Source organism: Pseudomonas turukhanskensis (assembly GCF_027922365.1).
GTDB classification, from domain to species: domain Bacteria; phylum Pseudomonadota; class Gammaproteobacteria; order Pseudomonadales; family Pseudomonadaceae; genus Aquipseudomonas; species Aquipseudomonas turukhanskensis.
In genome coordinates, this window is the sequence record NZ_BSFN01000002.1 from 281,932 (window position 1) to 295,333 (window position 13,402).

The 13,402-nt window shown below is 60.3% G+C and carries 14 protein-coding genes; 13 read left to right on the top strand and 1 reads right to left on the bottom strand.

Going from position 1 to position 13,402, the window contains the following annotated elements:
• Window positions 1–24: 24 nt before the first annotated feature.
• The 5 genes from pyrG to ispD all read left to right on the top strand — a co-directional run bounded on the left by pyrG (window position 25) and on the right by ispD (window position 4,980).
• The gene (gene pyrG / locus PKE98_RS05090; RefSeq protein ID WP_271194188.1) at window positions 25–1,656 is read left to right on the top strand and encodes a CTP synthase; all 1,632 of its coding nucleotides are present in this window, start codon (window positions 25–27) and stop codon (window positions 1,654–1,656) included.
• Window positions 1,653–2,498: a 3-deoxy-8-phosphooctulonate synthase gene (kdsA, locus tag PKE98_RS05095; RefSeq protein WP_271194189.1), complete on the top strand. Its 846-nt coding sequence runs from the start codon at window positions 1,653–1,655 to the stop codon at window positions 2,496–2,498. The genes pyrG and kdsA overlap by 4 nt, the downstream gene beginning before the upstream one ends.
• 145 nt (window positions 2,499–2,643) lie before the next feature.
• Complete coding sequence (eno, locus tag PKE98_RS05100; protein ID WP_271194190.1) at window positions 2,644–3,933, top strand: phosphopyruvate hydratase; 1,290 nt, start codon at window positions 2,644–2,646, stop codon at window positions 3,931–3,933.
• 55 nt (window positions 3,934–3,988) lie between these two features.
• Window positions 3,989–4,273: a cell division protein FtsB gene (ftsB, locus tag PKE98_RS05105; protein ID WP_271194423.1), complete on the top strand. Its 285-nt coding sequence runs from the start codon at window positions 3,989–3,991 to the stop codon at window positions 4,271–4,273.
• On the top strand, window positions 4,270–4,980 hold the full coding sequence (gene ispD, locus PKE98_RS05110) for a 2-C-methyl-D-erythritol 4-phosphate cytidylyltransferase (protein ID WP_271194191.1): 711 nt from the start codon (window positions 4,270–4,272) through the stop codon (window positions 4,978–4,980). Before ftsB ends, ispD begins: the two co-directional genes overlap by 4 nt.
• 131 nt (window positions 4,981–5,111) lie before the next feature.
• Here ispD and PKE98_RS05115 read toward each other — a convergent pair whose 3' ends face one another.
• Complete coding sequence (locus PKE98_RS05115; protein WP_271194192.1) at window positions 5,112–5,990, bottom strand: LysR substrate-binding domain-containing protein; 879 nt, start codon at window positions 5,988–5,990, stop codon at window positions 5,112–5,114.
• A 128-nt stretch (window positions 5,991–6,118) separates the two neighbouring features.
• Here PKE98_RS05115 and PKE98_RS05120 point away from each other — a divergent pair, with 128 nt between their 5' ends.
• The 8 genes from PKE98_RS05120 (at window position 6,119) to rpoS (ending at window position 13,373) form a co-directional block, all read left to right on the top strand.
• Window positions 6,119–7,231: an S-(hydroxymethyl)glutathione dehydrogenase/class III alcohol dehydrogenase gene (locus PKE98_RS05120; RefSeq protein ID WP_271194193.1), complete on the top strand. Its 1,113-nt coding sequence runs from the start codon at window positions 6,119–6,121 to the stop codon at window positions 7,229–7,231.
• Between the two features lie 106 nt (window positions 7,232–7,337).
• Entirely contained in the window at window positions 7,338–8,183 is an 846-nt protein-coding gene (gene fghA / locus PKE98_RS05125) for an S-formylglutathione hydrolase (protein ID WP_271194194.1), read from the top strand.
• Window positions 8,184–8,350: 167 nt separating this feature from the next.
• The gene (gene ispF, locus PKE98_RS05130) at window positions 8,351–8,824 is read left to right on the top strand and encodes a 2-C-methyl-D-erythritol 2,4-cyclodiphosphate synthase (RefSeq protein WP_271194195.1); all 474 of its coding nucleotides are present in this window, start codon (window positions 8,351–8,353) and stop codon (window positions 8,822–8,824) included.
• Window positions 8,821–9,879, top strand: coding sequence for a tRNA pseudouridine(13) synthase TruD (truD, locus tag PKE98_RS05135; RefSeq protein ID WP_271194196.1), 1,059 nt, complete (start codon window positions 8,821–8,823; stop codon window positions 9,877–9,879). The genes ispF and truD overlap by 4 nt, the downstream gene beginning before the upstream one ends.
• Complete coding sequence (gene surE / locus PKE98_RS05140; protein ID WP_271194197.1) at window positions 9,867–10,616, top strand: 5'/3'-nucleotidase SurE; 750 nt, start codon at window positions 9,867–9,869, stop codon at window positions 10,614–10,616. Before truD ends, surE begins: the two co-directional genes overlap by 13 nt.
• Window positions 10,617–10,657: 41 nt before the next feature.
• Window positions 10,658–11,293, top strand: coding sequence for a protein-L-isoaspartate(D-aspartate) O-methyltransferase (locus PKE98_RS05145; protein WP_271194424.1), 636 nt, complete (start codon window positions 10,658–10,660; stop codon window positions 11,291–11,293).
• Window positions 11,294–11,387: 94 nt separating this feature from the next.
• Complete coding sequence (locus tag PKE98_RS05150; RefSeq protein WP_271194198.1) at window positions 11,388–12,260, top strand: peptidoglycan DD-metalloendopeptidase family protein; 873 nt, start codon at window positions 11,388–11,390, stop codon at window positions 12,258–12,260.
• 105 nt (window positions 12,261–12,365) lie between these two features.
• The gene (gene rpoS / locus PKE98_RS05155; protein ID WP_271194199.1) at window positions 12,366–13,373 is read left to right on the top strand and encodes an RNA polymerase sigma factor RpoS; all 1,008 of its coding nucleotides are present in this window, start codon (window positions 12,366–12,368) and stop codon (window positions 13,371–13,373) included.
• Window positions 13,374–13,402: the final 29 nt, after the last annotated feature.

The window sequence follows — 13,402 nt, forward strand, 5'->3', positions numbered from 1 at the left end:
AAACGCAGACTTCTAGGGTTTTTCATGACGCGCTACATATTCGTCACGGGCGGTGTTGTTTCTTCATTGGGGAAAGGCATCGCCTCGGCTTCATTGGCGGCTATCCTGGAGGCGCGGGGCCTGAAGGTCACGATGCTCAAACTGGACCCTTATATCAACGTCGATCCGGGCACCATGAGCCCGTTCCAGCACGGTGAAGTGTTCGTCACTCACGACGGTGCCGAGACCGACCTCGACCTTGGCCACTATGAGCGGTTTATCCGCACCACCATGACCAAGGGCAACAACTTCACCACCGGCCGCGTCTACGAAGACGTGCTGCGCAAAGAGCGCCGTGGTGATTACCTGGGTGCCACCATCCAGGTCATTCCGCACATCACCGACGAAATCAAACGCCGCATCATCAAAGGTGCTGGCGATGCTGACGTGGCGATGGTGGAAATCGGCGGTACCGTTGGCGACATCGAGTCCCAGCCGTTCCTCGAAGCCATCCGCCAACTGCGTGTGGAAGTGGGCGCCAAGCGTGCCATGCTGATGCACCTCACCCTGGTGCCGTACATCGCCACCGCCGGCGAAACCAAGACCAAGCCAACTCAGCACTCGGTAAAAGAACTGCGTTCCATTGGTCTGCAGCCTGACGTGCTGATCTGCCGTTCCGACCACCCAATCGATGTGTCCTCGCGCCGCAAGATCGCCCTGTTCACCAACGTGGAAGAGCGCGCGGTAATCGGTCTGGAAGACGTCGACACCATCTACAAGATTCCTTCCGTGTTGCACGCTCAGGGCCTGGACGATTTCGTCGTCGAGCGCTTCGGCCTGGAGTGCGGCGGCGCCGACCTGTCCGAGTGGGACCGCGTCGTCGATGCCAAGCTGAACCCGGAAAAAGAAGTCAACATCGCCATGGTCGGCAAATACATGGAGCTGCTGGACGCGTATAAGTCGCTGATTGAAGCGATGAGCCACGCCGGCATCCAGAACCGCACCAAGGTCAACCTGCGTTACATCGATTCCGAAGATATCGAACAGCAAGGCACCGGTCTGCTCGAAGGTGTGGATGCCATTCTGGTACCGGGCGGCTTCGGTCTGCGCGGCGTGGAAGGCAAGATCACCACGGTGCAATACGCCCGTGAAAACAAGATTCCGTACCTGGGCATTTGCCTGGGCATGCAGGTCGCGGTTATCGAGTTCGCCCGTAACGTGCTGGGCTGGACGGATGCCAACTCCACCGAATTCGACAAAGTCAGCGGCCATCCGGTTGTCGGCTTGATCACCGAGTGGGCAGACGCCGAAGGCGGTGTGGAAATTCGTACCGAAGCGTCCGACCTGGGCGGCACGATGCGCCTCGGCGCGCAGGACTGCCACCTGATCGAAGGCTCGAAAGTGTTCGACTGCTACGCCAAGGAAACCATCGTTGAGCGTCACCGTCACCGCTACGAAGTGAACAACAACCTGCTGCCGCAACTGCAGGAGGCCGGCCTGAAAATCACTGGCCGCTCCGCCGATGGCGCCCTGGTTGAAGTGGTTGAAGCACCGGATCATCCGTGGTTTGTGGCTTGCCAGTTCCACCCGGAGTTCACCTCCACCCCGCGCGATGGTCACCCATTGTTCAGTGGTTTCGTTAACGCCGCACTGGCGCAGAAAGCGAGAAAGGCATGACCCAGAAAGTCATCAAGGTTGGCAACATCGACATCGCCAACGACAAACCCTTTGTGCTGTTCGGTGGTATCAACGTTCTTGAATCGCGCGACCTGGCAATGAAAACCTGCGAAGAGTACGTACGCGTTACCGAGAAACTCGGTATCCCGTACGTGTTCAAGGCCAGCTTCGACAAAGCCAACCGCTCCTCCGTGAGCTCCTTCCGTGGCCCAGGCCTGGAAGAGGGCATGAAGATTTTCGAAGAAGTGAAGAAAACCTTCGGCGTGCCGGTTATCACCGACGTACACGAGCCTGAGCAAGCCGCTCCGGTTGCCGCGGTATGCGACATCATCCAGCTGCCGGCCTTCCTCTCCCGGCAAACCGACCTGGTTGTGGCCATGGCCAAGACTGGCGCGGTCATCAATATCAAAAAAGCCCAGTTTCTCGCCCCACAAGAGATGAAACATATCCTGGCCAAATGCGTCGAAGCCGGGAACGACCAGCTCATCCTGTGCGAGCGCGGGTCGAGTTTCGGCTACAACAACCTGGTGGTGGACATGCTCGGCTTCGGCATCATGAAGTCGTTCGAATACCCGGTGTTCTTCGACGTGACCCACGCCTTGCAAATGCCGGGCGGGCGTTCCGACTCCGCCGGTGGCCGCCGTGCCCAGGTTACCGACCTGGCCAAGGCCGGTATGAGCCAAGGCCTGGCGGGCTTGTTCCTCGAAGCCCACCCGGACCCGGACAACGCCAAGTGCGATGGTCCGTGCGCCCTGCGCCTGGACAAGCTGGAGCCGTTCCTCACTCAGCTCAAGGCCCTGGACGACCTGGTCAAGAGCTTCCCGCCGATTGAGACTGCCTAAGCGCAGCAACTTTCGGTAAAGTGCCGCTCGGGCGAGCTCTGACCCGTGAGTCAGAGAGTCGTCGAGCGGGCTGGTTTGGTTTCAAGCTGCCTGCATCAACCTCTCTGCAGCGCCGTTTTCGTCATATTTTGGAGTGTTATCAACAATGGCAAAGATCGTCGACATCAAAGGTCGTGAAGTTCTCGACTCCCGCGGCAACCCGACCGTCGAAGCAGACGTCATTCTCGACAACGGTATCGTCGGTAGCGCCTGCGCGCCGTCGGGTGCTTCCACCGGTTCGCGCGAAGCGCTGGAACTGCGTGATGGCGACAAGAGCCGTTACATGGGCAAAGGCGTACTCAAGGCAGTCGCCAACATCAATGGCCCGATTCGCTCCCTGCTGCTGGGCAAAGACCCGGTAGACCAGAAAGCCCTCGACCTGGCGATGATCGGCCTCGACGCCACCGAGAACAAAGCCAGCCTGGGTGCCAATGCTATCCTCGCTGTGTCCCTGGCCGCTGCCAAAGCCGCTGCCCAGGACCAGGACCTGCCGCTGTACGCGCACATCGCCAACCTCAACGGCACCCCGGGCCAATACTCCATGCCGGTGCCGATGATGAACATCATCAACGGCGGCGAGCACGCCGATAACAACGTCGACATTCAAGAGTTCATGGTTCAGCCAGTAGGCGCCAAGACCTTCGCCGACGGCCTGCGCATGGGCACCGAAATTTTCCACCACCTCAAAGCCGTTCTCAAAGCTCGCGGCCTGAGCACTTCGGTCGGTGACGAAGGTGGTTTCGCGCCGAACCTGGCCTCCAACGAAGACGCCCTGGCTGCCATCGCCGAAGCCGTTGCCAACGCTGGCTACAAGTTGGGCACCGACGTGACCCTGGCCCTGGACTGCGCTTCCAGCGAATTCTTCGAAGGTGGCAAGTATGACCTGGCTGGCGAAGGCAAAGTGTTCGACGCTGCCGGTTTCGCCGACTACCTGGCTGGCCTGACCGAGCGTTACCCGATCATCTCCATCGAAGACGGCATGGACGAATCGGACTGGGATGGCTGGAAAGTGCTGACCGACAAGATCGGCGCCAAGGTGCAACTGGTCGGTGACGATCTGTTTGTAACCAACACCAAGATCCTCAAGGAAGGCATCGACAAGTCGATCGCCAACTCCATCCTGATCAAGTTCAACCAGATCGGCACCCTGACCGAAACCCTGGAAGCCATCCAAATGGCCAAGGCCGCCGGTTACACCGCCGTGATCTCCCACCGTTCGGGCGAAACCGAAGACAGCACCATTGCCGACCTCGCCGTCGGTACGGCTGCCGGTCAGATCAAAACCGGTTCGCTGTGCCGCTCGGACCGTGTGTCCAAGTACAACCAACTGCTGCGTATCGAAGAGCAGTTGGGTGCAAAAGCACCGTACCGTGGTCGTGCCGAGTTCCGCGGCTAAGCCGGGGATGGTAAAAAGGGCAGCGAAAGCTGCCCTTTTCATATGAGAAATCTCAATTTACATGCGTAGCCCCTACTGGTTATTCGTCGTTCTGATCCTGGTGCTGGCCGGCCTGCAGTACCGCCTTTGGGTGGGCGAGGGCAGCTTTGCGCAGGTCACCGACTTGCAGCGGCAGATTGCCGAGCAGAAGGGCGAAAACGAAAACCTGCTGGAACGTAACCGTATCCTCGAAGCGGAAGTCAGCGAGCTGAAAAAGGGTATGGAAACCGTCGAAGAGCGCGCCCGTCATGAACTGGGCATGGTCAAAGACGGCGAAACCCTCTATCAGTTGAACGAATGACGACTCCTGTTTTGCCTGCCTTCTGGGCCTTGATCCCAGCCGCAGGCGTCGGCGCCCGAATGCTCGCCGACCGGCCCAAGCAGTACCTGCAACTGGCTGGTAAAACCATTCTGGAACATACCCTCGACTGCTTTCTCGATCACCCGCAATTGCGCGGTTTGGTGGTGAGCCTGTCGGTGGACGATGCCTATTGGCCGACGCTGCCGTACGCCAGCAATGAACGTATCGAGCGCGCCGACGGCGGCGCCGAGCGTGCCGACTCGGTGCTTAACGGGCTGATCCGCCTGGCTGAACTGGGTGCTGGTGAAAACGACTGGGTGCTGGTGCACGATGCGGCGCGGCCCAACCTGTCGCGTTATGACCTGGATCTGCTCCTGGCAGAACTGGCCAACGATGAAGTGGGCGGTTTGTTGGCCGTGCCGGCGCGCGACACCTTGAAGCGCGCAGGCGCTGATGGGCGCGTGCAGGAAACGGTCGACCGCTCGGTGATCTGGCAGGCTTTTACGCCGCAGATGTTTCGTCTCGGTACGTTGCACCGGGTGCTGGCGGATGCGTTGGTGTCCGGTGTGCAGATTACCGACGAGGCCTCGGCCGTTGAATGGGCCGGGCAGGCGCCGCGGTTGATTGAAGGGCGGGCGGACAATCTGAAGGTGACCCGGCCGGAAGATCTGGAGTGGCTAAGGTTGCGTTGGGCACATAAGACCTGACGGCCCCTCACCCCCCACCCCTCTCCTGCAAGCAGGCGAGGGGAGCCGAATCGCGTTATCACTCTGATCGGCTATCTAGCCCCCTCTCCCGCGTGCGGGAGAGGGTTGGGGTGAGGGGCTCTTTGCATGTGTCACCCCAAATGCGCCAACCCCGCCTTCAAATGATCCACCAACTGCCTAACCTTGGGTGACAAATGCCGCTGCTGCGGATAAAGCGCCCACACCGCCGTATTCGGTGCCTGATGCTTCTCCAGCACGCTCACCAGCGCGCCGCTGCCCAAATGCTCCTGCACGTAATAGTCCGGTAACTGGCACAACCCCAACCCCTGCAACGCTGCATCCAGCACTGCCTGCCCGCTGTTGCAGCGCCAGTTGCCATGCACCCGTTGCGACAATTCGCGCCCGTCCTGCTGAAAAGCCCAATGGTCGCTGCTGCCGATAAGGCAGTTGTGCTGGCTGAGTTCCGACAAACTGTGCGGCCGCCCATAACGCTGCAGATAACCGGGCGCTGCACACACGTACATCCGCCTCGGCGCCAGACGCGTTGCAACCAGGCGTGAGTCCTGCAAGCGTCCCAGGCGAATGGCCAGGTCAATGCCGTCCTGCACCAGATCCAGGGTGCGGTTGCTGAGCTCTATATCCACCTTCAACAGTGGATGGCGGCTCATGAATTGCGTCACCAGCGGCACGATAAACCGTTCGCCGTAGGCCACTGCGCAGGTCATGCGCAGCAACCCTTTGGGCTCGCTGCCCAAATCGCCCACTGCTCGCAGCGCTTCTTCGCGGGCGTCCTGCAAGCGCTGGCAATGTTGTAGAAAGGTTTGCCCCGCCTCGGTCAGCGCCACACGCCGGGTGCTGCGATAGAACAAACGGGTTTGCAGGGTTTCCTCCAGCCGGGCGATCTGCCGGCTGACCTGGGAAGACGACAAGCCCAAACGCTGCGCCGCCGCCGTGAACTGGCCGCACTCGGCCACCGCTACAAACTCATCCAGCCCATCCCAACTGCTCATGCATGCTCCTCCAGTCAGGTGGCGATTATCCCTGATTGGCAATAATGTTTTGCTATTTGCCGGATTATTTACGCAAACGTGGTTGGACTACACTCTGCGCCATTGTTTTAACCCGCTGGAGAGCGACCATGATCAAGTCCCGTGCTGCTGTAGCCTTTGCCCCGAACGAACCGCTGAAAGTTGTCGAAGTGGATGTAGAAGCGCCGAAGGCCGGCGAAGTGCTGGTGCGCATCGTCGCCACCGGCGTGTGCCACACCGACGCCTACACCTTGTCCGGCGCGGATTCGGAAGGTGTATTCCCGTCGATTCTCGGCCATGAAGGCGGCGGCATCGTTGAAGCCGTGGGCGAGGGCGTGACCTCGGTAAAGATCGGCGACCACGTCATTCCGCTGTACACCGCCGAATGCCGCGAGTGCAAATTCTGCAAATCCGGCAAAACCAACCTGTGCAGTTCGGTACGCGCCACTCAAGGCAAGGGCCTGATGCCTGACGGCACCAGCCGTTTCTCCTACCAGGGCCAGCCGATTTACCACTACATGGGCTGCTCGACCTTCTCCGAATACACCGTACTGCCGGAAGTCTCCCTGGCCGTGATTCCCAAAGAAGCGCCACTGGAAAAGGTCTGCCTGCTGGGCTGCGGCGTCACCACCGGCATCGGCGCCGTGCTCAATACGGCGAAAGTGGAAGAGGGCGCTACCGTGGCCATCTTCGGTCTGGGCGGTATTGGCCTGGCCGCGATCATCGGCGCGAAAATGGCCAAGGCCTCGCGCATCATCGCCATCGACATCAATCCGGCCAAATTCGACGTGGCCCGTGAACTGGGTGCCACCGACTTCGTTAACCCGAAGGATTACGACAAGCCAATTCAGGACGTGATCATCGAGCTCACCGACGGCGGCGTGGACTACAGCTTCGAATGCGTCGGCAATGTGCAACTGATGCGCGCCGCTTTGGAATGCGCCCATAAAGGTTGGGGCGAGTCGGTGATCATTGGCGTGGCCGGTGCCGGTCAGGAAATCAGCACCCGCCCATTCCAGCTGGTTACCGGTCGCGTCTGGCGCGGTTCGGCATTCGGCGGCGTCAAAGGCCGTACCGAGCTGCCAAGCTACGTGGAAAAAGCGCAGAAAGGTGAGATCCCGTTGGACACGTTTATCACCCACACCATGGGCCTGGACCAGATCAACGAAGCGTTCGACCTGATGCATGAAGGCAAGAGCATTCGAACTGTCATCCATTACTAACGATTGACCGGGCATCGCTTGGTGCGCGGAGCACACCCTACAAAAGCACGACTGCTTTTGATTTCGTAGGGTGTGTTATGCGCACCAAGGGCCGGCGGAGAAACTGATGACCTTAGAAATCGTTTCGAGCAATAAAGCCTTCGGCGGCTGGCATAAACGCTACCGCCACCGTTCCAGCTCGTTGAACTGCGACATGGTGTTTGCCGTTTACCTGCCGCCACAGGCCGAACAGGGCGCCAAGTTGCCCGTGCTGTATTGGTTGAGCGGCCTGACGTGCACCGATGAAAACTTTATGCAGAAAGCCGGCGCCCAGCGTCTGGCTGCCGAGCTTGGCCTGATCATCGTTGCGCCGGATACCAGCCCGCGCGGCGAAGGTGTGCCGGATGATGCCAATGGCGCTTACGACTTCGGTCTGGGTGCCGGCTTTTACGTCAACGCTACCCAGGAGCCGTGGGCGCGGCATTACCGCATGTACGACTACGTGGTGCAGGAGCTGCCGGCGCTGATCGAAGCCAACTTCCCGGTCTCAGGCAAGCGCGGCATCAGCGGCCACTCCATGGGCGGCCACGGTGCCTTGATTTGCGCACTGAAAAATCCGGGGCGTTACCAGTCGGTGTCGGCCTTCGCGCCGATTGCCAATCCGCTCAATTGCCCGTGGGGCGAAAAAGCACTGGGTAACTACCTGGGCGCCGACCGCGCGCGCTGGCGCGAATGGGATGCCAGCGTGCTGATTGCCGAGGCCAGCGAAAAGCTGCCGTTGTTGGTGGACCAGGGGGACCGCGACGACTTCCTCGAAGGCCAGCTGAAACCGCAGACACTGGAAGCAGCAGCCAAGGCGGCCGGGCATCCGCTGACCCTGCGGATGCAGCCTGGGTACGACCATAGCTACTACTTTATCGCCAGCTTTATCGATGACCATTTGCGACATCATGCGGCGGCGCTGAAAGCGTAATCCTGCAAGAACATCGTTGCCACCATCGCGGCTGAAGCCGCTCCTACGGGGCTTCCTCGTCCGTAGGAGCAGCTTCAGCCGCGATGCATTTGATCTGCCGGTTCATGCGCCAGCGGCGCTAACGGGGTCCTTCGGTTAAACTCCCGGCTTTTCCCAGGACCCGGCTTATGCGTATCGGTCACGGCTACGATGTTCACCGCTTTTGCGACGGCACCTTTATTACCCTTGGTGGCGTGCAAATTCCCCACAAATTCGGCCTGCTCGCCCATTCCGATGGCGACGTGCTGTTGCATGCCTTGAGCGATGCCTTGCTCGGCGCGGCGGCCCTGGGCGATATCGGCAAACATTTCCCCGATACCGATCCGACGTTCAAAGGCGCCGACAGTCGCGTGCTGCTGCGCCATGTGCTCGGTCTTATCAAGGCCAAGGGCTGGAAGGTTGGCAACGTCGACGCCACCATCGTTGCCCAGGCGCCGAAGATGGCGCCGCATATCGAGACCATGCGTGCGGCGATTGCCGCCGACCTGGAAGTCGCCCCGGATCAGGTCAACGTAAAAGCCACTACCGAAGAAAAACTCGGTTTCACCGGTCGCGAAGAAGGCATTGCCGTCCACGCGGTCGCTCTATTGGTAGCGCAATGAACGAATTTGAATTGCTGGGCCCGCTGGCGTTTGGCGAGGCGGCTGGCCGCGCGGTATTGAAAGCCACCGCTGAAGATTTTCAGGTGGATGAAGTGCTGGACATCCCCCTGGCTGGCGAGGGTGAGCACCTGTGGTTGTGGGTGGAAAAGCGCGGCCTCAATACCGAAGACGCCGCGCGCCGCCTGGCCAAGGCCGCCGTCGTGCCGCTGAAGATGATCAGCTATGCCGGCCTCAAGGATCGTCAGGCCCTGACTCGCCAGTGGTTCAGCCTGCACCTGCCGGGCAAGGCCGATCCGGATTTTTCGGCCGCCCAGAGCGACAGCCTGATCATCGTCAAAACCGCCCGGCACAAGCGCAAGCTGCAACGCGGCGCGCACTCGGCCAATGGGTTCACCCTGCGCCTGACTCAGTTGCAGGGCGAGGCCGCCGCTATCGACGCTCGCCTGGAGCAGATCAAAGCCCATGGTGTGCCCAACTATTTCGGCACCCAGCGTTTTGCCTATCAGGGCGGCAACGTGGTGCAGGCGCGGGATTTCGCCAGCCGCAAGGAAATGCCCGACGCGCGCAATGTGCGCTCGCGTCTGCTGTCGGCGGCGCGCAGCTATTTATTCAACCAGGTGTTGGCCACCCGCGTGGCGGATGGCAGTTGGCAGCGGGCGCAAGTGGGCGACCTGCTGGCGTTTACCGATAGCCGCAGCTTTTTCCCCGCGGGTGAAGCTGAATGCCGCGACCCGCGTCTGGCGATTCTCGATCTGCACCCCACCGGTCCGTTGTGGGGAGAAGGGCCTTCGCCGGCCGCAGGCGCGGCCCATGAAATTGAGCAGGCGGTCGCGGAAAAAGAGCCGGCATTGCGCGACTGGCTAGTCGCAGCGGGCATGGCTCACGAACGGCGTATCCTGCGCCTCCCCATCGGCGGTTTGACGTGGCATTATCCCGAGCCTGACATTCTGCAACTGGAATTCGTCCTGCCGGCTGGATGCTTCGCCACCGCTGTGGTGCGTGAAATCGTCGAGCTGTTGCCGGTAGGGCAGACGGACAACTCATGCGCATTCTGATTTCAAACGACGATGGGGTGATGGCACCCGGCCTCGCCGCGCTGCGTGGCGCGCTGGCCGATTATGCCGAGTGCGTGGTGATCGCCCCCGACACGGACAAGAGCGGCGCCAGCAGCTCGTTGACCCTGGATCGTCCGCTTCACCCGATGACGCTTCCCAACGGCTTCATCAGCATCAACGGCACCCCCACCGACTGCGTGCACCTAGGCCTCAACGGTCTGCTGCAAGAGCTGCCGGACATGGTGGTGTCGGGCATCAACCTGGGCGCCAATCTGGGCGATGACGTGCTGTATTCCGGCACCGTGGCTGCCGCCCTCGAAGGGCGTTTTATCGGTTGCCCGGCGTTCGCGTTTTCCCTGGTCTCGCGCCAGACCGAAAACCTGCCAGCGGCTGCGTATATCGCCCGGCGTCTAGTGGAGGCCCACGGCAAACTCGATCTGCCGCCGCGCACCGTGCTCAACGTGAATATTCCCAATCTGCCGTTGGAACATATCCGCGGCATCCAGCTGACCCGCCTGGGCCATCGCGCCCGCGCGGCGGCGCCGGTAAAAGTGGTGAACCCGCGGGGCAAGGAAGGCTATTGGATTTCCGTGTCCGGCGATGCCGAGGACGGCGGCCCGGGCACTGACTTTCATGCCGTGGTGCAAGGCTATGTGTCTATAACCCCCTTGCAGTTGGACCGTACCTTCAATGAGGCCTTTCGCAGTATCGAGCCTTGGCTGGAGGGATTGCTGTAATGGCGCGCGGGCAAGACGATCTGCAACACCGCGGCATAGGCATGACCTCTCAGCGCACCCGCGAACGGCTGATTCAACGTCTTTATGAAGAAGGCCTTTCCAACGCTGCTGTGCTGGAAGTGATTCGCCGCACTCCCCGTCACCTGTTTGTCGATGAAGCCTTTGCGCACCGTGCCTACGAAGACACCGCATTGCCCATCGGCCATAACCAGACCATCTCCCAACCTTATATGGTCGGGCGCATGACCGAGCTGCTGCTGGCGGCCGGGCCGTTGGACAAGGTGCTGGAGATTGGCACCGGCTCGGGCTACCAGACGGCGGTGTTGTCCCAGCTGGTTGAGCGAGTGTTCTCGGTCGAGCGTATCCAGGCTCTGCAAGAGCGGGCGAAAGAACGATTGCTGGCACTCAATCTGCGCAACGTGGTCTTTCGTTGGGGCGATGGCTGGGAAGGCTGGCCGGCGCTGGCCACTTATAACGGCATCATCGTGACCGCCGCTGCCGCCGAGGTGCCGCAGGCCCTGCTGGACCAATTGGCACCGGGCGGGCGCCTGGTGATTCCAGTGGGTGCCGGCGATGTTCAGCAATTGATGTTGATCGTCCGCGAAGAAAACGGCTTTTCCCGTCACGTGCTCGATGCTGTGCGATTTGTGCCCCTGCTTAACGGACCCACGGCTTGAGTAGGCCGGTCCTTGGGTCGGGCCGTTGCGGCCAAACTTAGGGTGGGTTTTTGCGATATCAATTTTTCGATTGTCACCGGATAGGGAGAGGCGGGTGAGTCTCACAGCCATTCAGCAGTGGATTTGCATCGCAGGCGCCAAGCGTCTGGTGAGTGGCTTGCTCCTTTGCGTGTTACTGGTCGGTTGCAGCAGTACCCCGAAGGGCGGGGTAAAGGTGGTAGACCGTACCACCGGCGGTAGCACCACCAGCAGCGCTACCACGCCACAGCGGCCGGCCACCACCACTGGCCAGTACCGCGTGCAACGCAGCGACACCCTGTATTCGATTGCCTTCCGGTTTGGCTGGGATTGGCGTGCGCTGGCGGCCAGTAACAACATTCCGGCGCCTTACACCATCAAGGTTGGCCAGGTTATTCGCTTCGACGGCGGCCGCGCTCCCACCGTCGTGAAAGCTCCCATTGCCACTGCCAATAACGGCGCCAAACCACCGCTGGTGGTTGTGCCGACCAACACCGTTCCGGTCATCGCCAGGCCGGCGCAACCCCCGGTTGCCACCACGCCGGCGACCACGCCAGTGCAGGTGGTGAGTCGTTCTGCTACAGGTTGGGCGTGGCCGACGAAAGGCGCTTTGATTGGCAAATTCTCCTCAAACGGTAGTTTGAATAAAGGCATTGATATAGCCGGGGAATTGGGCCAGCCTGTTTTAGCCGCGTCGGATGGTTCTGTTGTGTACGCCGGAAGTGGATTACGGGGCTACGGCGAATTAGTGATCATCAAACACAGCGATACCTACGTAAGTGCTTACGGTCACAACCGCAAGTTGTTGGTACGGGAGGGGCAACAAGTCAAGGTTGGGCAGACGATTGCCGAAATGGGTTCCACCGGTACTGATCAGGTGAAACTCCACTTTGAAATTCGCAGGCAAGGTAAACCTGTGGATCCGCTGCAATTTTTGCCCGCACGTTGATCGGTTGTCAGCCCGCTCCAGCCACGTAGGCCGGACGGGCTCAGGGATTGCCAAGGAATAAGGTGATGCCAGGGCTTATGTCGAACTCAGCAAGGGATAAGAACAATGGCACTCAACAAAGAAGCGCCGGAGTTTGACTTGGATGATGACCTGCTCCTGATTGAGCCAGGCATTGTTCTGGACGACGTGCTCAATGACGAGTCGGAAGTTCCGGCTACCAAGCGCACCAAGGCCAAGCACTCCACTGCGGTCAAGCAACACAAGTACATCGACTACACCCGGGCGCTAGACGCCACTCAGCTTTACCTCAACGAAATCGGTTTCTCCCCTCTGCTTACTCCTGAAGAAGAAGTCCATTTTGCGCGTCTGGCGCAGAAGGGCGACCCTGCGGGCCGTAAACGCATGATCGAGAGCAACCTGCGGCTGGTGGTGAAAATTGCCAGGCGCTACGTCAATCGGGGTCTGTCCCTGTTGGACCTGATTGAAGAGGGTAACCTGGGGTTGATCCGTGCCGTCGAGAAGTTCGACCCGGAACGCGGTTTCCGGTTCTCCACCTACGCAACCTGGTGGATTCGGCAAACCATCGAACGCGCGATCATGAACCAGACGCGCACCATTCGCTTACCTATTCATGTGGTCAAGGAACTCAACGTCTACCTGCGCGCCGCGCGGGAACTGACGCAGAAACTCGACCATGAACCGTCGGCCGAGGAAATCGCCAACCTGTTGGAAAAACCCGTCGGTGAGGTCAAGCGCATGCTTGGTCTTAATGAGCGGGTGTCCTCGGTGGACGTGTCCCTGGGGCCGGACTCAGACAAAACCCTGCTCGACACCCTGACCGATGACCGCCCGACCGATCCCTGCGAACTGCTGCAGGATGACGATCTGTCGCAAAGCATCGATCAATGGCTGTCGGAACTCACCGATAAACAGCGTGAGGTGGTTGTGCGGCGCTTCGGCCTGCGTGGCCATGAAAGCTGCACGCTGGAAGAGGTGGGGCAGGAGATCGGCCTAACCCGTGAGCGTGTGCGGCAAATTCAGGTGGAGGCGCTTAAACGCCTGCGTGAGATCTTGGAGAAGAACGGCCTGTCCAGCGACGCGCTTTTCCAATAGCCCACTCGCTGCAAACAAGAACCCGGCTC